This is a genomic window from Promicromonospora sp. NPDC052451 (assembly GCF_044547525.1).
GTDB lineage: Bacteria > Actinomycetota > Actinomycetes > Actinomycetales > Cellulomonadaceae > Promicromonospora.
The window spans coordinates 1-21,994 of record NZ_JBIUAP010000015.1 but is presented as its reverse complement, the minus strand read 5'-3'; the positions used below and the strand labels follow the sequence as shown (position 1 = coordinate 21,994).

Annotated in this window: 20 protein-coding genes and 1 tRNA gene; 8 read left to right on the top strand and 13 right to left on the bottom strand. The window is 72.2% G+C overall.

Going from position 1 to position 21,994, the window contains the following annotated elements; genetic code table 11:
• Positions 1-117 precede the first annotated feature (117 nt).
• Positions 118-2,679, bottom strand: coding sequence for an ATP-dependent Clp protease ATP-binding subunit (locus ACIG47_RS22195; protein ID WP_397413866.1), 2,562 nt, complete (start codon positions 2,677-2,679; stop codon positions 118-120).
• A gap of 307 nt (positions 2,680-2,986) precedes the next feature.
• Between ACIG47_RS22195 and ACIG47_RS22190 the strand changes: the two genes are divergently transcribed.
• From ACIG47_RS22190 to ACIG47_RS22180, 3 genes are all read left to right on the top strand, one after another.
• Positions 2,987-3,607, top strand: a complete 621-nt coding sequence (locus tag ACIG47_RS22190; RefSeq protein ID WP_397413863.1) for a hypothetical protein — start codon at positions 2,987-2,989, stop codon at positions 3,605-3,607.
• Positions 3,608-3,667: 60 nt separating this feature from the next.
• Positions 3,668-4,510, top strand: coding sequence for a hypothetical protein (locus ACIG47_RS22185; protein ID WP_397433204.1), 843 nt, complete (start codon positions 3,668-3,670; stop codon positions 4,508-4,510).
• A gap of 77 nt (positions 4,511-4,587) precedes the next feature.
• Positions 4,588-5,166 (top strand): alpha/beta family hydrolase, encoded by a 579-nt coding sequence (locus tag ACIG47_RS22180; protein ID WP_397413859.1) that lies wholly within the window; start codon positions 4,588-4,590, stop codon positions 5,164-5,166.
• A 13-nt stretch (positions 5,167-5,179) separates the two neighbouring features.
• On the opposite strand, the gene def is transcribed toward ACIG47_RS22180, so the two are convergent.
• Positions 5,180-5,869, bottom strand: a complete 690-nt coding sequence (def, locus tag ACIG47_RS22175; RefSeq protein ID WP_397433202.1) for a peptide deformylase — start codon at positions 5,867-5,869, stop codon at positions 5,180-5,182.
• Between the two features lie 23 nt (positions 5,870-5,892).
• Here def and zapE point away from each other — a divergent pair, with 23 nt between their 5' ends.
• The gene (gene zapE / locus ACIG47_RS22170) at positions 5,893-6,972 is read left to right on the top strand and encodes a cell division protein ZapE (protein ID WP_397433201.1); all 1,080 of its coding nucleotides are present in this window, start codon (positions 5,893-5,895) and stop codon (positions 6,970-6,972) included.
• Positions 6,969-7,427 carry a DUF2809 domain-containing protein gene (locus tag ACIG47_RS22165; protein ID WP_397433200.1) on the top strand — a complete coding sequence of 153 codons (459 nt, stop codon included), beginning with the start codon at positions 6,969-6,971 and terminating at the stop codon, positions 7,425-7,427. Before zapE ends, ACIG47_RS22165 begins: the two co-directional genes overlap by 4 nt.
• Here ACIG47_RS22165 and ACIG47_RS22160 read toward each other — a convergent pair.
• The 10 genes from ACIG47_RS22160 to ACIG47_RS22115 all read right to left on the bottom strand — a co-directional run bounded on the left by ACIG47_RS22160 (position 7,405) and on the right by ACIG47_RS22115 (position 15,805).
• Complete coding sequence (locus ACIG47_RS22160; protein ID WP_397433199.1) at positions 7,405-7,764, bottom strand: cupin domain-containing protein; 360 nt, start codon at positions 7,762-7,764, stop codon at positions 7,405-7,407. The two genes, ACIG47_RS22165 and ACIG47_RS22160, sit on opposite strands and share 23 nt — an antisense overlap.
• A gap of 40 nt (positions 7,765-7,804) precedes the next feature.
• Complete coding sequence (locus ACIG47_RS22155) at positions 7,805-8,533, bottom strand: helix-turn-helix transcriptional regulator (RefSeq protein ID WP_397433197.1); 729 nt, start codon at positions 8,531-8,533, stop codon at positions 7,805-7,807.
• A 42-nt stretch (positions 8,534-8,575) separates the two neighbouring features.
• A complete protein-coding gene (locus ACIG47_RS22150) occupies positions 8,576-8,980 on the bottom strand; it encodes a nuclear transport factor 2 family protein (RefSeq protein WP_397433196.1) in 405 nt (134 codons plus the stop codon).
• 134 nt (positions 8,981-9,114) lie between these two features.
• A tRNA-Thr gene (locus ACIG47_RS22145) sits at positions 9,115-9,187 on the bottom strand.
• A 136-nt stretch (positions 9,188-9,323) separates the two neighbouring features.
• Positions 9,324-10,865 (bottom strand): alpha/beta hydrolase, encoded by a 1,542-nt coding sequence (locus tag ACIG47_RS22140; protein WP_397433195.1) that lies wholly within the window; start codon positions 10,863-10,865, stop codon positions 9,324-9,326.
• Between the two features lie 63 nt (positions 10,866-10,928).
• The gene (locus ACIG47_RS22135) at positions 10,929-11,582 is read right to left on the bottom strand and encodes a hypothetical protein (protein ID WP_397413803.1); all 654 of its coding nucleotides are present in this window, start codon (positions 11,580-11,582) and stop codon (positions 10,929-10,931) included.
• A gap of 119 nt (positions 11,583-11,701) precedes the next feature.
• Complete coding sequence (locus ACIG47_RS22130) at positions 11,702-13,372, bottom strand: enoyl-CoA hydratase-related protein (RefSeq protein ID WP_397413800.1); 1,671 nt, start codon at positions 13,370-13,372, stop codon at positions 11,702-11,704.
• A gap of 129 nt (positions 13,373-13,501) precedes the next feature.
• Positions 13,502-14,638: a DNA polymerase III subunit delta' gene (locus ACIG47_RS22125; protein WP_397413798.1), complete on the bottom strand. Its 1,137-nt coding sequence runs from the start codon at positions 14,636-14,638 to the stop codon at positions 13,502-13,504.
• The gene (tmk, locus tag ACIG47_RS22120; RefSeq protein ID WP_397433194.1) at positions 14,635-15,354 is read right to left on the bottom strand and encodes a dTMP kinase; all 720 of its coding nucleotides are present in this window, start codon (positions 15,352-15,354) and stop codon (positions 14,635-14,637) included. Before tmk ends, ACIG47_RS22125 begins: the two co-directional genes overlap by 4 nt.
• Before the next feature lie 49 nt (positions 15,355-15,403).
• Entirely contained in the window at positions 15,404-15,805 is a 402-nt protein-coding gene (locus ACIG47_RS22115) for a pyridoxamine 5'-phosphate oxidase family protein (RefSeq protein ID WP_397433192.1), read from the bottom strand.
• A gap of 115 nt (positions 15,806-15,920) precedes the next feature.
• Here ACIG47_RS22115 and ACIG47_RS22110 point away from each other — a divergent pair, with 115 nt between their 5' ends.
• The 3 genes from ACIG47_RS22110 to ACIG47_RS22100 all read left to right on the top strand — a co-directional run bounded on the left by ACIG47_RS22110 (position 15,921) and on the right by ACIG47_RS22100 (position 20,744).
• Positions 15,921-16,922 (top strand): sugar phosphate isomerase/epimerase family protein, encoded by a 1,002-nt coding sequence (locus tag ACIG47_RS22110; protein ID WP_397415175.1) that lies wholly within the window; start codon positions 15,921-15,923, stop codon positions 16,920-16,922.
• A 160-nt stretch (positions 16,923-17,082) separates the two neighbouring features.
• Positions 17,083-19,731: a PQQ-dependent sugar dehydrogenase gene (locus ACIG47_RS22105; protein WP_397433191.1), complete on the top strand. Its 2,649-nt coding sequence runs from the start codon at positions 17,083-17,085 to the stop codon at positions 19,729-19,731.
• Positions 19,731-20,744: a sugar phosphate isomerase/epimerase family protein gene (locus ACIG47_RS22100; protein WP_397433189.1), complete on the top strand. Its 1,014-nt coding sequence runs from the start codon at positions 19,731-19,733 to the stop codon at positions 20,742-20,744. Before ACIG47_RS22105 ends, ACIG47_RS22100 begins: the two co-directional genes overlap by 1 nt.
• Positions 20,745-20,825: 81 nt before the next feature.
• Here ACIG47_RS22100 and ACIG47_RS22095 read toward each other — a convergent pair whose 3' ends face one another.
• Positions 20,826-21,440, bottom strand: a complete 615-nt coding sequence (locus ACIG47_RS22095) for a GNAT family N-acetyltransferase (protein ID WP_397433188.1) — start codon at positions 21,438-21,440, stop codon at positions 20,826-20,828.
• Between the last annotated feature and the right edge of the window lie 554 nt (positions 21,441-21,994).

The window sequence follows — 21,994 nt, the reverse complement described above, 5'->3', positions numbered from 1 at the left end:
ACCAGGCCGGCATCCACCAGACCGCCGTCGACCAGGCCCCCACCGGGCACGACAAAGGCCCGGCCACCCCTCGCGGGATGGCCGGGCCTTGTGTCAGGACCGGGTCCTACCGGGCGATCACGCCCCGCCGGCCGCCATCTGGCCCGACGGCGGCAGGTCGCGCGGCACCAGACCGGCGCCCGCGGGCACCGACTGGGGCTCGGCCTGGGTCGGCCGACGACGCTCGTCGCGCTCCACACCGCGGAACGTGAACTCGCCGAGGATGCCCTCGCCCTCGCCGTCGACGATCACCAGCTGACCCGCCGTGAGCTCGCCGAACAGGATCTTCTCGGACAGCGTGTCCTCGATCTCCCGCTGGATGGCTCGCTTCAGCGGACGGGCGCCGAGCACCGGGTCGTAGCCCTTCTCCGCCAGCAGGTGCTTGGCGGCAGGCGTGAGCTCGATGCCCATGTCCCGGTCACGCAGGCGACGGTCGAGCTTCGCGATCTCGAGGTCGACGATCTGGATGATCTCGTCCTGCGAGAGCTGCGGGAACACGACCGTGTCGTCCACACGGTTGAGGAACTCGGGCCGGAAGTGCTGCTTGAGCTCCTCGTTGACCTTGGCCTTCATGCGCTCGTAGGAGGTCACCAGGTCGCCGCCGGAGTTGAAGCCGGTCTGGACGCCCTTGGCGATGTCCCGCGTGCCCAGGTTGGTGGTCATGATGATCACGGTGTTCTTGAAGTCGACCACGCGACCCTGCGAGTCCGTGAGGCGACCGTCCTCGAGCACCTGCAGCAGCGAGTTGAAGATGTCGGCGTGCGCCTTCTCCACCTCGTCGAACAGGACCACGGAGAACGGCTTGCGCCGCACCTTCTCGGTCAGCTGGCCACCCTCGTCGTAGCCGACGTATCCGGGCGGGGAACCGAACAGTCGCGAGACCGTGTGCTTCTCCGAGAACTCGGACATGTCGAGCTGGATGAGCGCGTCCTCGTCGCCGAACAGGAACTCGGCGAGCGCCTTGGCGAGCTCGGTCTTACCGACACCCGTGGGGCCGGCGAAGATGAACGAGCCACCGGGACGCTTCGGGTCCTTGAGGCCGGCCCGCGTACGGCGGATCGCCTGCGACAGAGCCTTGATCGCGGCCTCCTGGCCGACGACCCGCTTGTGCAGCTCGTCCTCCATGTGGAGCAGCCGGCTGGACTCCTCCTCGGTGAGCTTGACGACCGGGATGCCCGTGGACATCGCCAGCACCTCGGCGATCAGCTCGTCGTCGACCTCTGCGACCGTGTCGAGGTCGCCCGACTTCCAGGCCTTCTCCTTGTCCGCACGGACCTGCGTGAGCTGCTTCTCCTTGTCACGCAGACCGGCGGCCTTCTCGAAGTCCTGCTCGTCGATCGCCGACTCCTTCTCGCGGCGCGCCTCGGCGATGGACTCGTCGAGCTCCTTGAGCTCCGGCGGCGCCGTCATCCGACGGATGCGCAGCCGGGCACCGGCCTCGTCGATCAGGTCGATCGCCTTGTCCGGCAGGAACCGGTCGTTGATGTACCGGTCCGCCAGCGTCGCGGCGGAGACCAGAGCGGAGTCCGTGATGGACACGCGGTGGTGCGCCTCGTAGCGGTCGCGCAGACCCTTGAGGATCTCGATGGCGTGCTCGAGCGACGGCTCCGACACCTGGATCGGCTGGAAGCGGCGCTCCAGGGCCGGGTCCTTCTCGACGTACTTGCGGTACTCGTCGAGGGTGGTGGCGCCGATGGTCTGGAGCTCACCGCGCGCCAGCATGGGCTTCAGGATGGAGGCGGCGTCGATCGCGCCCTCGGCGGCACCCGCACCCACCAGGGTGTGGATCTCGTCGATGAACAGGATGATGTCGCCGCGGGTGCGGATCTCCTTGAGCACCTTCTTGAGGCGCTCCTCGAAGTCACCGCGGTAGCGCGAGCCGGCCACCAGGGCGCCCAGGTCAAGCGTGTAGAGCTGCTTGTCCTTGAGCGTCTCGGGGACGTCGCCCTTCACGATGTCCTGCGCGAGACCCTCGACGACGGCCGTCTTGCCGACGCCCGGCTCGCCGATCAGGACCGGGTTGTTCTTGGTGCGGCGGGACAGCACCTGCATGACCCGCTCGATCTCCTGCGTGCGCCCGATGACCGGGTCGAGCTTGCCCTCGCGCGCAGCCTGGGTCAGGTTGCGACCGAACTGGTCGAGCACGGCCGAGCCCGCGGGCTGACCCTCCTGAGGACCACCGGCGGAGACGGGCTCCTTGCCCTGGTAGCCGCTCAGCAGCTGGATGACCTGCTGGCGCACCTTGTTGAGGTCGGCACCCATCTTGGTGAGCACCTGCGCCGCCACGCCCTCACCCTCGCGGATGAGACCGAGCAGGATGTGCTCCGTGCCGATGTAGTTGTGGCCGAGCTGCAGCGCCTCGCGCAGCGACAGCTCCAGCACCTTCTTGGCGCGCGGCGTGAACGGGATGTGCCCGCTCGGCGCCTGCTGCCCCTCACCGATGATCTCGGTGACCTGCGTGCGGACGCCGTCGAGCGAGATCCCGAGCGACTCCAGCGCCTTGGCGGCAACGCCCTCACCCTCGTGGATGAGGCCGAGCAGGATGTGCTCCGTGCCGATGTAGTTGTGGTTCAGCATCCGCGCCTCTTCCTGGGCGAGGACGACGACGCGACGGGCGCGATCCGTAAATCTCTCGAACATGTGCTGCTCCTCACGCGGGCGGCGGGCACCTGCACCGGCGGTACCAGGCCTGACCGCAACGACTCTATGCGCTCCCAACGCGGCGACCTACCGGTTGATGCCCATGTTCGCCAGGGGCGTGACGATGGAGGGTGTGCGGGCGGCACAGGACGTCCCGCCCCGGCGCGACACGCCCGGGCGCAGCGGTCCGACGGCGAGTCCGGGCCGATTCTTCCCCGATTACGTGCCGATTCTGGCCGCGGTCGTTGACGCCTCACCCGCTACCCGGCAGTCTCGTGTCTACGCGAACCCGCCCCGGGGAGGCCACATGGCGGACGAACCGAGCCCGACCCCCGAGTCCTGGGAACAGATCGTCGCGCGATTCGCCCGGTTCTCCGGCGTCGTCGGCGAAGTGGACGACCCGCTGACGTGGGGACTGGACCTCGTCGAGGAGGAGGTCACCGGTGTCTCCGACAGCGCCGACCCCACCGAGGAACGCTTCCTGCGGTCCTACCGCACGTTCTCCGGCGAGACCGTCGAGGTCGAGACGCTGCGCGTGCCGGCCACCCCGGCCCAGATCGAGGACATCGTCCGCGCCGCCTGCAGCGGGGCGCTCGTCGCGCCCCTGCACGCCGACGTCGACCCGGCGGCACCGCCGGAGATCACCGACGTCGCGGACCTCGCGGAGTCCTACCAGGACTATCGCAGCGCGATGCGCGCGATCGTCGCCGAGGTCGACGACGTGCCGTGCGAGACGCGCCAGTTCCGGGTCGACGGGGAGACCAAGCGCTGCATGCGCGTGACGGTGCGCAACGTGACCGCCGTGTACTCCCCGGCGGCCGACCGGGCGGTGGTCGTGACCGGCCCCGCCGACCTGGTGGACCGGGTCGACGTCGTCACCCGGCCCATCCGCAACCTGCTCCACGGGGAGGAAGGGCCGCGGTTCTGACCCGCACCTCACCCGCGCAAGGCCCCGGAACCCGGGCGGTACGGCGGTAGGATCGCCGCTGTGATCCGTGCCACCGCCCCCGTCGCGCCCTCGCGGCCGACGGCGCGCAGCGCCCGGACCCGGCGTGCCGGCACCCTGTCGCTCCTGCTGACGGCACTGCTGGCCCTCGCCGGTACCGCCGTGGGCGGGACCACCGCGACGGCCGAGGTCTCGGGCGACGAGATCTGGGTGAGCGTGGACGGTGTCGCCTTCGAGCCCGGCCGGGAGAGCGACGAGCTGGCGTACGTCGTGCGGCCCGTCGGTTCCCGCTACGGCGGGCAGGCGTACGACCGTGACCTGACCCGGGACGAGCAGCGCAGCGGCTGGGCCGCGTTCACGGAGGCCCGCCGGTCCTTCCCGGACGGCTACTGCGTGGTGTGGGTCGAGGTCGAGGACGCGAGCAGCTGGCACGAGTCGGACGAGCAGGCCGTGTGCAGCGCCACGGAGCCGGCCGAGAGCACCGAGCCCACGTCCACCCCCACGCCGACGGCGACGAAGACCCGGCCCACCCAGGCGGCCACCCCCAGGCCCGGAGCCGGTCAGCCGGGATCCACGCCGACGCCGGTCACCAGCGACCCGGCCGAGGCCGAGCCGTCCAGCCCGGCACCCACGCCGTCCGCGTCGCCGTCGCCCAGCCCGTCGGCGTCACCGTCCGCCTCGGCGTCACCGAGCCCGTCGCCCTCCCCGACGGCGCTGAGCGGGGCGCTCATGCCGAGCATCCCGCCGCAGTCTCCGGTCCGGGCACGCGTCGACGCGGGCCAGGAGCAGGAGGTCGTCACGCCGCTCGGCTGGGTGGCCGTGCTCGCCACCGGCGCGGCCCTCACGGCGGGCGGCCTGCTCATGCTCTGGCGCCGCCTCACCTGACGATCGGCCGGGCCCCGGCGTGCGGCGTCGGCCGGGCTCCGGCGTGCGGCGTCGTCCGCGCACGGCAGACTGGCCCCGTGACCACTCCCGCAGGCCTGCTCCTGACGCCCGGCGCGGGCGCGAACCGGGAGAGCCCGGCGCTCGTCGCGGTGGAGCGCACCCTGGCGGACGCCGATCCGCCGGTACCCACGCGGCGCGCCGACTTCCCGTACCGCCTGGAGGGGCGGCGCATGCCGGACCGGCCGCCGGTCGCCGTCGCGCACCTGCGGGCCGTGGCCACGGCCTGGGCGGACGAGCTCGGTGTGCCCACGGACCGCCTGCTGCTCGGCGGCCGGTCCTACGGCGGGCGGATGTGCTCGATGGCCGTGGCGGAGGGTCTGCCGGCGGCGGGGCTGGTGCTGCTCAGCTACCCGCTGCACCCGCCCGGCAGGCCGGACAAGCTCCGCGTGGAGCACTTCGGCGGGATCCGGGTGCCCACGCTGTTCGTGTCCGGCGACAAGGACCAGTTCGGCACCCCCGAGGAGCTCGCCGAGCACGTCGCGGCGATCCCGGGACCGGTCACCTCGGTGACGCTGTCCGGCGCGCACGACATGCGCGGCGTCGGGCGCGAGAAGGCCGTGGCCGAGGCCGTGGCGGCCTGGGTCGCGACCCTCTGACGCTGCCGGACGGTCAGCGCCCGCCCGCCGGCTTCTCCGGGTACTCGGGCGGGGTCTTGTCCAGCTCGATCGCGATCTCGCGGCGCTCCGCGACGATGTGCGCGCGCTCCTCGTCGCGCTGCTTCAGCGCGTCGGTCTGGAGGTCGGCACTGAGGTGGTCCCAGTAGAGGGTGCCGTCGAGGTGCTGCGACTCGTGGATGAAGCACCGCGCCAGGTAGCCGGCGCCCGAGAGCTGGACCGGCGCACCGTGCTGGTCGACGCCCTTCACGGTCGCCCGGCCCGGACGCTCCAGCGGCTCGTAGGCGCCCGGTACGGACAGGCAGCCTTCCTCCTCCGTCTCCGGCTCGGCGTCGAGGTCCATCTCGAGCACCGGGTTCACCACGTGGCCGACGTGCCGGTCGCCCGCCGAGTCCGTCAGGTCGTACACGAACACCCGCAGGTCCACGCCCACCTGGGGCGCCGCCAGGCCGACGCCCTGCGCCGACTCCATGGTGGCGAACAGGTCGTCGATCAGCCGGGCCAGCTCCGGGGTGGAGAACTCCTCGACGGTGCGCGCCGGGCTGTGCAGCACCGGCTCGCCGATCTCGGTGATGCGCAGCACACGGCCGCGCTCCACCTCAGGGGCGATCGCGGGGTACTCCTCGACCGGCTCGCCGAGCAGGAAGGTGACGGGCTTGCGCCGCCGGGGACGGGTCCATGCCATGGGACAGAGGGTACCTTCGACGCATGCACCCCACCCCGATCCGTGACGCGGCGCGCACGGCGGGGTACGTGCTCGACGACGCCCAGCGGGCCGCGGCGGGACGGCTGGAAGCGTTGCTGGGCACGACGGGGCGCCCACGGGCCCTCGACATCCTGGACCGCGAGGGCGAGGCCGGGCGCGGCGTCTATCTCTGGGGCCCGGTGGGCCGCGGCAAGACCTGGCTCCTGGACCGCTTCCACGAGCAGTCCGGCGGCCCGCGCTTCCACTTCCACGAGTTCTACCGTGCGCTGCACGCCGAGGTGTGGGCACGGACCGGCACCCCGGACGCGATGGACCGTGCCCTGGACGCCCTGCTCGGCGACGCCCGCGTGCTGTGCTTCGACGAGCTCCACCTGCACGACGCCGGGGACGCGATGCTGCTCTCCCGCGCGCTGCGCACGCTGCTGGGCCGACGGGTCACGCTCGTGGCGACGTCCAACTACCCGCCGCAGGGCCTGCTGCCCGACCCGCTGTTCCACGAGCTCGCGGAGCCGCTCATCGCGCTGCTGGAGTCGTCGCTGGACGTGCTGGAGGTGGCCGGCCCGGTGGACTACCGCACGCTCCGCCCGGTGCACGGGACCGCCGTGCCGGAGGCGCCGTCCGCTCCCCGGTGGCGGGACGGCGCCGCGCTGGTGCGCACGGGCCTCCCGGACCGGCCCGCACCGCACGAGGCGACCGACGTGCCGCTGAGCGGCGGCCGGAGCATCCGCGCTCTCCGCGCCGCCGACGGCGCCGTCTGGTTCGACTTCGCCGGGCTGTGCGCGGCGCCGGTGTCCGCGCTGGACATGCTGTCGCTGGCGGAACGGTTCGACCGGTGGGTGCTGTCCGACGTCGTGCCGTTCGCCGACTGCCACGTGAACACCCAGCAGCGGTTCGTCAGCCTCGTGGACGTGCTCTACGACCGCGACCTGCCGCTCGTGCTGACGGCGCCAGGCCCGCTGGACGCGGTGCTCTCGGTGCCCCCGGGGCGTCCGGCGCCGCCCGACCTGGCCCGCGCGGTCAGCCGGCTGCACCAGCTCGGGAGCGGCCGGCCAGCGCCCGCCGGGCGGACGGGACGCGGGTGAGGTCCCGGCGGGCGATCGGCGCTTCCCGCGAGACGGCTCGGCAGGCCGTCCGACGACGGACCGCCCCTGCCCTGGCGGCCCTGCTCACGGTGGCCGCCGGCCTGTCCGTGCGGTCGGTGCTCGACGGCGCCGCGGGCAAGTACGCCGGGGACACGCTCTACGCGCTGCTGATCTTCTGGCTCGTGCTCGTGGTGGCGCCGCACACCCGCAGGCCGGTGGCGGCGGCGGTGGCCCTCGCGATGAGCACGGCCGTCGAGCTCTTCCAGCTCACCGGCGTACCCGCCGCGCTGGGCGCCCACAGCGCCCTCGCCCGCCTGGTGCTCGGCACGACCTTCAACGCACCGGACCTGCCGTTCTACGCGGTGGGGGCGGCGCTGGGCTGGGTGCTGGCCGCTGCGGCCGGTGCGCTCGCCCGCGCGCGAGCCGTCCGTCTCACGGAGCACGCCGGTCGGTGATCACCTTGTCGTCGACCGCGGGCCCCCGGACAGTCAGGCCCCGGGCCGGATACCGGACGGCGACGAGCGCATGCGGGACGCCGGCACCGACCGTGACCGCCTCCCCGGCCTCCACCGTGACCCGCGACCCGTCGACCTCCAGGTCGATCGCACCCTCCAGCACCACGTAGACCTCGTCACTCGCGCGATGAAGGTGGGTGCCGTCGTCGCCGTACGGCTCGTCGACGCGCCAGTGCAGCACCTGGAGCCGGTCCGAGCAGAAGCCGTCGCCCGACGGCGGTCGCGGGCCGGCGATCACCGTGAGCCGACCGTCCAAGGAGATCCTGCTGAACGACATCCGGGCAGTCTGACAGGGCCAGGGCCTGCTGCCCCACCGGCTACCCCGGTCCGGACAGGAGCCGCCGCGCCGACCACCGGGCCAGGTCCGCCTCAAGGAGCGCCGGGTCGCGCCGCGGCGGCACCTCGTCGAGGATCTCGAGTCGCGTGATCCGCTCGATGCGGAACCCACGGATCGCGTCACGCAGCCGGCACCAGCCGGAGAGCAGCCACGTGTCGGCGGCGCGCAGAAGACCCATGGTCTCGACCTCGCGGACGGTCGTGGCGGAGTGGTCCGGGCTGCCGTCGACGCCCTCGCCGACGTAGGTGAGCCGCACCACGCGACGTGCGGCGATCGCGTCGGAGAGGATCCCGAGCGGCACGGCGCCGCCCGTGGCGGGGGCGGCGTCGATGACGTGCATCGTCCCGAGCAGCTCCCGCACGGGCGCGCGGTGCGCCTCGTCCATGACCGCAGTGATCTTGGCGCTCGCGCGGCGCGCAGCGCCCTGGTAGGGCGAGGACTCGAGCAGCCCGAGTCCGGCGAGCACCGCCAACGACTCGGCGGCGGAGAGGTTGAGGGGCGGCAGGGAGTACTCCCGGAGGATCGAGTAGCCGCCCGCGGCCCCGTGGTCCGCATAGATGGGGACGCCGGCCACCTGGAGCGAGCCGATGTCTCGTTCGATCGTCCGTGCGGACACACCGAACTCGCGGGCGAGCCGAGCGGCGGACCAGGGGCGCCGTGCGCCGCGAAGCAGGTCGACCAGGGCGTACTGCCGCTCGGCTCGCTTCATGCTTCCCATTCTCCCAGGGCGAGAGGAGCCGGACGGGGCAGGTCAGCTGCGCATGCTGCGCTGCCCGCCCACGGACCAGACGCGAGTGACCCGACCGTCCTCGTCGAAGTCGAAGACGTCCACGCCGCCTGCCTGCTGGCCGTTCGCGTCGACATCCCACAGCAGCCGGCCATGGTCGCCGTCGATGGCATCGGCGATCCTCGTGAAGACGACGCCCGGGTTCTGCCCGTGCCACCAGTCGAGATATCGCACGAAGTCCTCGGCGGTGCGGATGTCGTCCGCGGGTGTCGACCCGTCGGGCTCCGTCACGGCGAAGTGGATGCGGAAGTCGTCCGCGCAGATCTGTCGTGCGATGTCGCCGTCCGTGTTCCACATCGTCAGCCACACGTCGAGCGCGTGCCGGGCGGTGGAGCTGGGCGTGATCGTCGGGTTCGTGGTGTCGGTCATGCACCCACTGTCGGTCGACGAGGCGACAGCTGTGTGTCGGTGTTCCCTGGTGATTGCGCCGGGGTTATCGCTGGGCCCGCACCGTGGAGCAGAAACAGCAAGGCCCGGAATCGTTGAGATTCCGGGCCTGTCTGAGCCGCCTGTGGGAATCGAACCCACGACCTTCTCATTACGAGTGAGACGCTCTGCCGACTGAGCTAAGGCGGCGCTGACACCACGCACCGGCCACGACCGGATGGGTGAGCGGCCCTAACTGTACCCAATGCACGACCCAGGTTCCAAAGCGAAACCGTGTGACGTGCTCGATCCGCCCGAACGGCGCCCGAACAGCGCCCGATCGGGGTCAGCAGGTGAGCCCGTCCTCGGGCACGGTGCCCTCCACCAGGTAGTCCTCGACGGCCCCGGCCACGCACGTGTTCGACCGCCCGTAGGCCGTGTGGCCCTCGCCCTCGTAGGTGACCAGCACGCCCGAGGAGAGCGTCTTCGCCAGCGACTCGGCCCAGCGGTACGGCGTGGCCGGGTCGTTGGTGGTGCCGATCACGAGGATCGGCGGTGCGCCCTTGGCAGCCGGGTCGAACTCCTGCTCCGCCGCCGGGTACGGCCAGTCGGTGCACTCGATGCCCGAGTAGCCGAACGACTCGCCCAGCGTCGGTGCCGCCTCCTGGATCTGGGTGGCGAGCTCCTGCATCGTGCCCATGTCCTCCTCGGCGCGGGCGTCGGCGCAGTTGATCGCGCGGAACGCCTCCTCGCTGTTGGACTTGAAGGTGCCGTCCTCGTTCCGGTCGTTGTAGACGTCCGCGAGGTAGAGCAGGTCGTCGCCCGTGCCTTCCCACAGGACCTCCTGCAGGGCCTGGGTCAGGAACGACCAGGACGCCTCGTCGTACATCGTGACCGCCACGCCGTAGAAGGCGAGCTTCTTGGTCACGGGCCGCCCCGACGACGTCGGGATCGGGTTGGGCTCGGCGTCCTCGACGATCGCCTGGATCTGCTGGAGGCCGCTGGTGACGTCGCCGGTGAGCGGACAGTCGTCGCCCGCCTGGCAGTCGGTCACGTAGGCGCGCAGCGCGCTCTCGAACCCCTCGGCCTGCTGGAGGGCCACCTCGTCCGAGCTCAGCGTCGGGTCGAGCGCGCCGTCCAGCACCAGGCGGCCGGAACGGTCCGGGAACAGCCCGGCGTAGGTGGCGCCGAGCTGGGTGCCGTAGGAGAAGCCGAGGTAGTGGAGCTCGTCGTCGCCGAGGGCGGCCCGGAGCATGTCCATGTCACGGGCTGCCGACTGCGTGTCCACGTTGCCGAGCAGCGGGCCCGTGTTCTCGGCGCAGGCCTGGCCCCAGGCCCGGACGGAGTCCTGGCGGGCCGCCAGCCCGGCCGGCGTGTACGGGTAGTCGGTGCTGAGGAACTCGTCCTTGCCCGCGTCGTCGTAGCACTTCACCGGCGTCGACTGCCCCACCCCGCGTGGGTCGAAGCCGACGATGTCGAACGACGAGCGCAGCGACTGGCCGAACCGCGCCGGGTCCCCCACGAAGTCCACGCCGGAGCCGCCCGGCCCGCCCGGGTTGACCAGCAGCGAGCCCACCTTCTGCCCCTCGGCGGGGATGCGCTTGAGGGCGATCTCGATGCTGCCCGACCCGGCGTCGTGCCAGGAGAGCGGTGCGGACGCCGTCGCGCACTGGAAGCCCTCGCCGCACTCGGTCCACTCGAGCGACTGACCGTAGTAGTCCTCGAAACCTTCGGGCGCGCCCTCCGTCGCCGAACCGTCCGACCGGCCCACGTCCTCCAGCGCCGTCTGCACCTTCGGCGGCGCGCCGCAGGCAGCGAGGAGAAGAGCTGTGGTGAGCAACGTGGCGACGACGGCCGCAGGCTGACGACGGCGGGCGGGGCGAATCACCCGGACAACCTATCGGTAGTGCTGGGTAGATTTCTTACCCGTCGGCGAACCGACACGCGACCCTCACGACTCGAGCCACGCGACCGGTCCGGGCTCTCCCGCCGCAGGTCGCGGCATCAGCTCGACCTTGCCCTTGTCACCCAGCATGACCGGGATCTCCTCGCCGGTGTCCGCCTCGGCCGGCACCTGGACCACCGTCGTGGTGGGCACGAAGTCCATGGTGCAGATGCCGTCCTCCGCCGGCACGAGCTGCACCGACAGCACGCCGTCGGCGGCGGCCACGGCGTCGGACTTGGCGCCCGCGCCGAAGGTCGCCTCCGGCTCGGCGAGGGTGGGGCACGAGCTGGACCCGTTGGTCACGACGTACAGCAGGCCCTCCTCCGGCGACCAGGCCACCCCGACCGTCGAGTCGGTGCTGCCCTCGAGCCCCGGCGGCAGGCCACGGCCGGACGTCCCCGGCGTGGTGTCCATCTCGGCCGCGTCGGGGAGGGTGCCCCCGCCGTCGCTCTCCGAGGGGCTCGGACTGGGCGTGTCACTCTCCTGGGGCGTCTCGGACGCGCTCGCGTCGGAGGTGCTCCCGCCGGCCCCGCCGACGTCGGACTGCGCGCACCCGGACAGGGTGAGCGCCGCCGTCATCCCAAGACCGAGAACGGCCACCAGGGCTCGTGTGGTGCTCCCCGCCGTGCCACCGGACCACTGCATCCGCCTGATCGTCATGCCCAGATCCTTCCACTCGCCACTGAGACTCGCTGGTCGGGGCTGTGCCCCCACCCTCCTCGTGTGGCGACGCCCGCACTCCTTGCACGTGCGGTCGGAGGCGTCCGGTGGTCAGCGGCTCACACGCGCGCCGTCGAGAAGCGCAGCTTCTCCGGGGTGGCGTCCGCGGGCGTCTTGCGGAGGAAGGCCCGGCGGTGGACGGAGAAGGCGTTGCGGTCGTCGAAGAAGTCGCGCGCCATCTCGGCCAGCTCGATGGTCTGGTAGTACGACAGCGGGCGGTCCGTGGCCCGGCGCTCCGCGCGGGCGGCGAGCATCCAGCCGAGCGTCGCGGGCTCCTCGTAGCCCTGGGCGGCCGAGGCCAGCCAGGAGTTGAACTCGCCCCACTCCCGCGGCCCGACGGCGCTGATCAGCCCGATGCGGGCCGCCTCCGCCACCGAGATCGGCAGCTTGCGGTTCAGCAGCAGCGAGGCGCGGTGCTCGCCCACCCGTGCCGGGACGCTCCAGGAGTGCAGCTCCGACCCGTAGATCCCCATGTCGTAGTAGGGGTTCAGGACGACGCCCTCGCGGGCGAGGGTGACGTCGGCGCACAGGCCCGCCATCACGCCGCCCGCGCCCGCGTTGGCCGTGAACGCGGCCACCGTGAGCTGCTCCGCGGTCGCGATGGCGAGGCACAGCTCGTCGATGGCGCAGATGTTGTCCCAGGCCTCGGCGGCCGGGTCGGGCGACGCGTCGACCGTGCCGAGGTGGATCCCGTTGGAGAACGCGTGCTCGGTGCCCTTGATCACCAGCACCCGGGTGTCCTCGGTGAGGGCCTTCTCCACGGCGCTCGTCAGGCGACGGCACTGCTCGGTGTACATCGCCCCGTTGTAGGAGCGGATCGTCAGGTACCCGACGGCGCCGTCGCGCACGTAGGTGGTCTCCGCCAGGGCGTCGGGGACGCGGCGGAAGGGCGCGTGGCTCGCGTCGATGACCTGCGCGGCCGGGAGCTTCGGGCCGCGACGGCCGCTCAGCTCGGCGGCGTACCCGACCCAGAGCGTGCCCACGCCGCAGGCGATCGCCACGGCGTCGAGGTTGCGGCCCACCACGGTGCCGGGCTGGGCGCCGGTGTGCTCGGGCGAAGCGACGGCGTCGAACACGCAGACCGAGCGGCCGTTCACGGTCGCGGGGGCGCCGGGGGCGCCGTCGGCCGCGGCCACGAGGCGTTCCAGCTCGGTCGCGGGGCGGTTCCAGTCCACGCGGAAGTCCTCGCGGCGCAGCAGGGGCAGCTCACCGTCGACCGGCACGATCCGCAGGCAGGCCTCCGCCGGGATGGGCCGCTCGCCGTCGGCGACCTTGCGGACCACCTCGCCGATACAGGCCATGGCCGCGTCCGCGACGCGGCTGTTGTAGAGCGCGCTCTTGGTGATGGGCTCGTCCGGCATGTCGAAGACGGCGGTGGCCCACACGGGACCCGCGTCCAGCTCCTCGACCGCCGACAGCGCGGTGACGCCCCACCGGTCGCGGCCGTCCCGGATCGCGTGGTCCAGGGACGACGGGCCGCGGTCGCCCACCGGGCCCGGGTGCACGATGACGGTCGGCCACCGGTCGTAGATCGTGTCGGGCACCCGGTGCTTGAGGAACGGGCACAGGATCAGGTCCGGGTCGGCCCGCTCCACGGCGCGGGTCATGGCGGCGCCCGACTCGAAGGTCGGGGCGAGCTCGACGCCCACGTCGTGGCCCTGTTCCCGCAGGGAGCACCACACCCGCTGGGTAAGACCGTTGAAGGCAGAAACCAGCAGGAGGATCCTCATCGGACGGTGGACTCCTTGTCGCACGGAAAGGCTCTGGGGGCGCCCCGCACTCTAACCAGGGACGGCAATCAGGACAATGCGCCTCGGTGGTTCGGCGTCACCCGCGCCAAATCTTCACAGGACCACGGGTCATCCCTGCGGGCGCAGCGCGATCGCCATCGCCTCCAGCGCGAGGAGCGGCGCCACGTTGCCGCCCAGACGCGTGCGGGCCACGCCGATCGCGTCCATGCGCCGCACGGTCTGCTCCGGGGTGGAGTCGGCGGCCAGGGAGCGCACCGTCTCGGCGAGCTCGGCGTTGACCAGCTCGACGTCCGCGCCGAGCTGGACCACCAGCACGTCGCGGTACAGGGACAGCAGGTCGACCATCGCCCGGTCGAGCACGTCGCGCTGGTGCCGCGTGGCGCGCCGCTTCTGGTCGTCCTCGAGCTGCTTGAGCTGCGAGCGCAGGCGCGGGGGCAGCGTCTCGCCGTCGGCCACGCCCAGGGTGCGCAGCAGCTCGGCCTTCTCGGCGGCGTCGCGCTCCTGGGTGGCCGAGGTGGCCTCCGCCTTGGCCACGTCGACGAGCTCACCCGCGGCGAGCACGGCGTCGCCGACGCCCCGGATGCGGCGCGCGATGCTCAGGACCGCCGTGCGTCGCTCGCGCGCGCCGGCGTCACGGGCCAGGCGCTTGGCGAGCCCGACGTGGCTCTGCGCGGCGCGGGCGGCGCTCAGCGCGGTCGCCGGGTCGGCGCCGTCCCGGCGGACCAGCAGGTCGGCCACGGCCTGCGGCGGCGGCACGCGCAGCACCACGCCGCGGCACCGCGAGCGGATGGTCGGCAGCACGTCCTGGACCGACGGCGCGCACAGCACCCACACCGTGTGCGGCGGCGGCTCCTCGATGGTCTTCAGCAGCACGTTGGTGGTGCGCTCGGCCATGCGGTCGGCGTCCTCGATGATGATCACGCGCCACCGGCCGCCGGACGGCGACCGCGACGCCGTCATGATGAGGTCGCGCACCTCGTCGATCGTGATGACCACCTTCTCGGTGGCCAGCAGCGTCACGTCGGGATGGGTGCCCGCCATGGTGGTGGTGCAGGCCTGGCAGACGCCGCACCCGCCCTGCGGGCACTGGAGGGCCGCGGCGAAGGCGCGCGCGGCGACCGACCGGCCCGAGCCCGGCGGCCCCGTCACCAGCCACGCGTGCGTCATCGCGGCCGGGTTGGCCACGGCGCCCTGGAGCGTGGCCACGGCGGTCTCCTGCCCGACGACGTCGTCCCACACCGTCATGACGCGCCCTCGCCGTCACGGTCCCCGGAGGGATCCTCGCTGCCCAGGCCGTGGATGCCGGTGGCCTCGACGACGACCGGCGTGAGCCCCAGCCGGGCGGCGACGTCCACGCGGATCTGCGCCTGGATGTCGTCGATCGGCGCGGCCGCGTCGATGACCACCCAGTGGTCCGGGTCGGCCGCCGCGCGCTGGAGGAAGGTGTCCCGGACGCGCGTGTGGAACTCCAGGCCCGCACGCTCCAGCCGGTCGAGCGCACCCTTGCCCTCGGCGGCGGCCCGCCGCTCGGCGGCCGCCCCGGGTTCGAGGTCCAGCAGCACCGTGACGTCCGGGCGCAGGCCGCGGGTGGCCCACAGCGAGATGTGCTCCACCTCGTGGCCGGGCAGGTCCCGCCCGCCCGACTGGTACGCCACCGACGAGTCGATGTAGCGGTCGGTGATCACGACCCCGCCGCGCTCCAGCGCGGGCCGCACCACGGTGTCGACGTGGTGGGCGCGGTCGGCCGCGTAGATGAGCGCCTCGGCGCGCGGCCCCATGTCCTGCCCGTGCATGACGGCGGCCCGCAGCTCCTGGCCGAGCGCGGTGCCTCCGGGCTCGCGCGTCAGCACGACCTCACGGCCGGTCAGGCCGGCCAGCCAGTCGCCGAGGAGGCGGGACTGGGTCGACTTGCCGACACCCTCGCCGCCCTCGAAGGAGATGAAGTAGCCCGGTGCGTTCACGCCGCAACACTAACCGCGGCCACCGACATCGACCTGCCGCGGCCTCGGGTCAGCGGCGCAGCCGGCGACCGGTCACGTGCGAGGGCGTGATCCGCACCCACGTGTCCCGGGTCTCCTCCAGATAGCTGATGAGGTTGGTGGCCTCGGCGGACGCGATGTCGGCGTCCGTCTCGAGGATCTCCGCCGTGCCCTTGACCACCACGCTGTACGCGATCTCGGGACCCCACTGGTCCACCTCGAAGGCCACCTTCCCGTTGATCGCCACCTCGGCGACCTTGGTGCCCGGGATCGTGTGGAAGTACAGGTTCCGGTCCGCGACGGCGAAGTTCAGCGGGAAGATCTCCGGCTCGCCGCCCACCGCGGTGGCCAGGCGGCCGATGGGCTGCATGGCGAGGAACTCCCAGCACTCGTCCTCGGTCATCGGGGTGATGCTCTGGTTGTCGGCGTCCATGCACTCATCGTGCGCCCGCCACGGCGGCCACGCCCGCCGTCGTGGGGGGGGGGGGGGGGGGGGGGGCCCCCCCCCCCCCCCACCACGGGACCTGGTACCAACGACGGAGGAAAAGATGGCACGACCGATCACCCTGTTCACCGGCCAGTGGGCCGACCTGCCGCTCGAGGAGGTGGCACGTCTCGCGTCCGAGTGGGGCTACGACGGCCTGGAGCTCGCCTGCTGGGGCGACCACCTGGACCCCTGGCGGTGGGACGACGACGAGTACGTCGCCGGTCGCCTCGAGCTGCTGGAGCGGCACGGCCTGAAGGTGTGGGCGATCTCGAACCACCTCAAGGGCCAGGCCGTCTGCGACGACCCGATCGACCAGCGCCACCGGGACATCGTCTCGGACCGCGTCTGGGGCGACGGCGACCCCGAGGGCGTGCGGCAGCGCGCCGCCGAGGAGATGAAGAACACCGCCCGCCTGGCCGCCAAGCTCGGCGTCAAGACCGTCATCGGGTTCACCGGGTCCGCGATCTGGAAGTACGTGGCGATGTTCCCGCCGGTCTCCGACGCCGCGATCGAGGCCGGGTACCAGGACTTCGCCGACCGCTGGAACCCGATCCTCGACGTCTTCGACGAGGTGGGGGTCAAGTTCGCCCACGAGGTGCACCCCAGCGAGATCGCCTACGACTACTGGACCACCGTCCGCACGCTCGAGGCGATCGGCCACCGGGAGGCCTTCGGCCTGAACTGGGACCCCAGCCACATGGTGTGGCAGGACCTGGACCCGGTCAGCTTCCTGTGGGACTTCAAGGACCGGATCTACCACGTGGACTGCAAGGACACGAAGAAGCGCATGACGAACGGCCGCAACGGCCGCATGGGCTCCCACCTGCCGTGGGCGGACCCCCGCCGCGGCTGGGACTTCGTGTCGACCGGGCACGGCGACGTCCCGTGGGAGGACGCCTTCCGCATGCTCAACACGATCGGCTACGACGGCCCGATCTCCGTGGAGTGGGAGGACGCCGGCATGGACCGCCTGGTCGGTGCGCCGGAGGCCCTCCAGTTCGTGCGCTCCCACGCGTACGACGCGCCGGACTCCGCGTTCGACGCCGCCTTCTCGACCCGCTGACGGCCACGGGCCGCTGACAGGGAGGTACGTCAGGGAACCAACCAGCACCACCCGGCGTCGCCGCGCGACGCCGACCCCGCATGAAGACCGGGCCCCGGACGAATGGGATGCGCACGAGGCCCGGCCGGCGTGACGAACTCGACGAGGAGCTGCATCACGTATGAAGACTATCCAGGCTCGCGCGCGTGCGCGGCGAAAGACGTTCGCGGCGTTCGCCGCGACCGCCCTGGTCGGCACGGCTCTGCTGGCCACCCCGGCGTCCGCCCACGACGGGCACGAGGACACGGCCGCCACGGCGGCGGACACCGACTGGGGGAACTACGAGAAGATCCTGCTCACCAAGGACGTCGGTGAGCCGATCGACATGGCGGTGCTGCCCGACCAGCGTGTGCTGCACACCGCCCGGAACGGCGACGTCCGCCTGACCGACCCGGCCACGGGCGTCACGCGGGTCGTCAACACCCTGGACGTGTACGCCAACTCGGAGGACGGCCTGCAGGGCATCGCCCTGGCCCCCGACTTCGAGGAGAGCAACCAGGTCTACCTCGTGTACGCGCCGCGGGACGCCGACGGCGACGGCGCGGCGGACACCCCGGCCGGCAACGCGCCCAACACGCTCCCCGCGGGCGAGGACGAGAGCTACTGGGACCAGTGGGTGGGCGTGAACCGCCTGGCCCGCTACACCTGGACCGGCGACGCGCTCGACCTCGACTCGGAGCAGCCGATCCTCGACATCGAGGTGCAGCGCGGCCAGTGCTGCCACGTCGGCGCCGACATCGACTTCGACGGCGAGGGCAACCTCTACCTGTCGACCGGTGACAACGCCCCGGCCGGCACGCCGGGCGCCAACGGCTACGCCCCGAACAACGACGCCCCGAACATGAACCCGGGCTTCGACTCGCGGCGCGGCGCGGGCAACACGAACGACCTGCGGGGCAAGATCCTGCGGATCGACGTGAAGGACGAGATCCCCGCCGGCACCGCGCCGGGCGAGGGCAGCACCTACGACATCCCCGCGGGCAACCTGTTCGCCCCCGGCACCGAGGGCACGCGTCCCGAGATCTTCGTGATGGGCGTGCGCAACCCGTTCCGTATCGAGGTGGACCCGGAGACCAACTCCCTGACCTGGGGCGACTACGGGCCAGACGCCGGTGCGGCGAACGCGGACCGCGGCCCCATGGGCTACGTGGAGTGGAACGCGGTGGGGCTCGACGACCCGCACAACGCGGGCTGGCCGTACTGCCACGGGCCGAACGCCGCCTACAACGAGTGGAACTTCGAGACGGCGACGCCGCGTGAGTTCTTCGACTGCGCGGCACCCGTCAACAACTCCCGGTGGAACACGGGCCTGACGAACCTGCCCCCGTCGCGGGCGGCCACCCTGTACTACGGCGACCAGCCTGGCCAGCAGCCGCGCGACGAGCTCGTCAGCTTCGGCTCCGGCAGCGGCCAGGCGCCGATGGGCGGTCCGGTCTACCACTACGACGCCGACAGCACGGCGCCCGGCAAGCTCCCGGAGTACTGGGACGGCAAGGCCTTCTTCGGCGAGTTCTCCCAGGACTACTACGCCGCGTTCAGCGTGGACTGGTCCACCTTCGAGGTGGGGGAGATCGAGGACTTCTTCCCCAACTCGGCGCTCACCGCCGCGGGCATGCAGATCAACGACAACCCGATCGACCTGGAGTTCGGCCCGGACGGCTCGCTGTACGTCCTGGAGTACGGCGACGGGTTCTTCCGCCAGAACCCGGACTCCGGGCTCTACCGGATCGACTACGCCGAGGGCAACAAGGCGCCGCAGGCGCAGTTCACGGCCACGCCGGAGTCGTCCGCGTCCGCGCCCGTCGAGGTCACGTTCGACGCGTCGGGCTCCAGCGACCCGGACGGCGACGCGCTCACCTACGAGTGGGACGTCGACGGCGACGGCACCTTCGACCTGACCGGGCCGGAGGTCACGCACACCTACACCGAGCTCGGCGTCTACACCGCACGCCTGCGGGTCACCGACGGCAGCGGCAAGCGCACGCTCACCTCGACGTCGATCAGCGTCGGCAACGAGGCGCCCGAGGTGACCGTCGACTTCCCGGCCGACGGCGGGTTCTTCGACTGGGGCGACGAGGTCGCCTTCCAGGTGACCACCGACGACGCCGAGGACGGCACCGAGACCGTCTGCGAGCGAGTCGCCTGGTCCTACGGGCTCGGCCACGACGAGCACGCCCACCCCGAGGTCTCCGGCACGGGCTGCACCGGCGTGTTCCCGACCGACCCCAACTCCCCGGAGCACGGTGAGGGCGCGCACCTGTACGGCGCCGTCGTCATCACCTACACCGACAACGGGGCCAACGGCCTGCCGCCGGCCGCCGGTGAGGCCACGCTGCGCCTGAACCCGAAGCTGCAGGAGGCCGAGCACGGTGAGGTCACCGGCGCCGAGGTGGTCCAGGACGAGGCGGCCTCGGCCGGCGCGTACGTGGCCGGCCTGGGCAAGCGGGACTCCGTCGCCCTCGACCGCGTCAGCCTGGCCGGCATCGACAGCGCGACCGCGACGGTGCGCGGCAAGGGCACGCTCCAGCTCCGCTGGGACTCGCCCACGGCCAAGCCGTTCGCGACCGCGAAGGTGACCGCGGGCACGTGGCGTGACCTCGGCCTGTCGTTCGGCGACCGGTCCGCCACGGGGACGCTCTACGTCACCGCGACCGGCAGCCTCGACCTCGACGCCATCACCATGGTGGGTGAGGGCGTCGGGACGCCGCCGGCCGCCGCACAAGACTCGACCGGCCCGACCGGGGCCGCTCGGACCGAAGGAGAGCAGTGATGGAATCACGCACTGACGTCAACCGCAGGAACTTCCTGAGGCTGGCCGGCGGCACCGTGGCCGTGGGTGCGGCGACGCTGGCCGGAGCCGGCCTCGCAGGCAGCGCCGCCGCCTCGACCCTCGCCCCCACGACGGCGGCCGCGACGGAGACCGCCCGCCGCGGCCGGGTGCTCGTGCCCGCCGGTCACATCGGCATCCAGCTGTACTCGATCAGGGACAAGGTGTCCTCGCTCGGCTTCCGTACCGTGTTCGAGCGGCTGGCCGACATGGGGTACGCGGAGATCGAGTTCGCCGGGTACACCCAGGGACAGGTCGGCGCGATCACGCCCGAGGAGATCAGGCAGCTCCTGGACGACAACGGCCTGCGGGCCGTCGGGTCGCACCGCGGCATCGCCGACTTCGCGAACAACATGGAGCGCGAGCTCGACATCGCCGAGATCCTCGGCATGGAGCACGTCGGCACCGCCCAGGCGCCGACCAGCAACCGCACGGTCGCGGGCTACCTCGCCGCGGCCGAGCAGTTCAACGGCTTCGGGGAGGCCGCTGCCGCCCGCGGCCTGAAGTTCTACCAGCACAACCACGACGGTGAGTTCGGCTTCGCCACCGACAACCCCGACGTGCGCCTCTACGACGTCTTCTACGACAACACCGACCCGAGGAAGGTCTTCCTCGAGATGGACGTCTACTGGGCGTTCGTGGGGCAGCACCGCTACCCGGGCTTCGAGCCGGTGGACTACGTCAAGCGCAACCCGCACCGCTACCCGCTCCTGCACCTCAAGGACGGGGACGCGAACCCGGCCAACACCGGGGGCTACGACATCGTGGAGTTCGGCGCCGGCGACCTGCCCTACACCGAGTTCCTGTCGGCGCTCGCGGGCTCCGGCCGACGGCACGGCATCTGGGAGCAGGACAACGCCGCCACGGTGGCCGCGCCCGGCTACCCGGTCGACTCGTTCGGCAACGCCGAGCGGTCGTACGTCGAGATCCGCTCGCTGCGCGCGAAGGACTGCTGAGCCGGACCGGACGACATGAGAGCGGTGTGGCCGGCGCCCTGCGGCGCCGGCCACACCACACCGCACCGCGGCGGGCCCGGGTCAGGACCCGGCGCGCACGAGCACGACGTCGTCGTGCTCCACGCCGCCCACCACGTAGGTGCGCCTGCCGACCACCTCGAAGCCGCTCTTGCGGTAGAAGGCCTGCGCGCGCTGGTTCAGCGCGTTGGTGCCGAGCCAGAGCGGCAGCCCGGGCCCGAGCTGCGCGGCGGCCGCCACGGCACCCCGCATGAGCGCGCTCGCGACACCGCCGCCGAGGACGTCGGGGTGGACGTAGATCTTGGACAGCTCGACGTACGGCGCCTCCTGCCCGGTCGCGGCGCGGACCACCCGGGCCTCCGCCGCCCCGTCCGGCGTACCGAGCACCAGGAGCACGTAACCGAGCAGCCGGGTGCCGTCGTCGTGCACCAGCAGCGCGTGGCGATCGCTGCCCGCCCACGCACGGAAGTGCGCAGGAGTGAGCTTGCGAGCGATGTGCGCGGCCGTGTCCGACGGCGTGGTCCCCGGCGGGCACGCGAGCGGGAACGTGAGCGCAGCGAGCCACGCGGCCTCGGCCGCGTCGTCGACGGTCGCGCGGCGGACGACGCCGGGCGGTGCCGCCTGTCGTCCGTCGCCGGACGCCGGGGCCGGGGAGGTGGGGGCGGGCTCAGATGTCACGACACGAACGTAGTACGAGGCTCTGACACCCGGCCTGCGGGACGGCGCGGTGCGGTGGACCGGAAAATGCGGGTGGGGCGCCGGGCAACCAACAGCCTGGGGGAGGTGCGCGGGCCGTGCGTGCAGGATGCCGCCAGTGGCCCCGGTCACATGCACTCTCCCAGCGCGGCCCATGGACTGTTCAAAGGGCCGTTGACCTGCGGAAACGCAGTGTGCCGCAGGCCACCACAGCCGAGTTGGCGCGTACGCAGGATCGTGTGTAATGTTCTCCAGGTCAGCCCGACGGGCAGACGGACACGGGGCCCGCAAGGGACCGAGTGGCCGCGCCGGGGCTGAAACCCACCGAGCAGGATCAAGGAACTTTGTGTTCCCCTCATTCGGTGAGTCGCCGAATTCGGCAGGCAGGTGCAATTCCTTCCAGTTCTGAGAACGGAAGCGAATTTGATCGGCCGAAAGAATCTGGTAGGTTAGAGGAACTGCCCCGGGCAGGGAAACGGTCGGAAGATTGTGGCTCTGACGGTGTGCGTCGGTTGTTTGAGAACTCAACAGTGTGC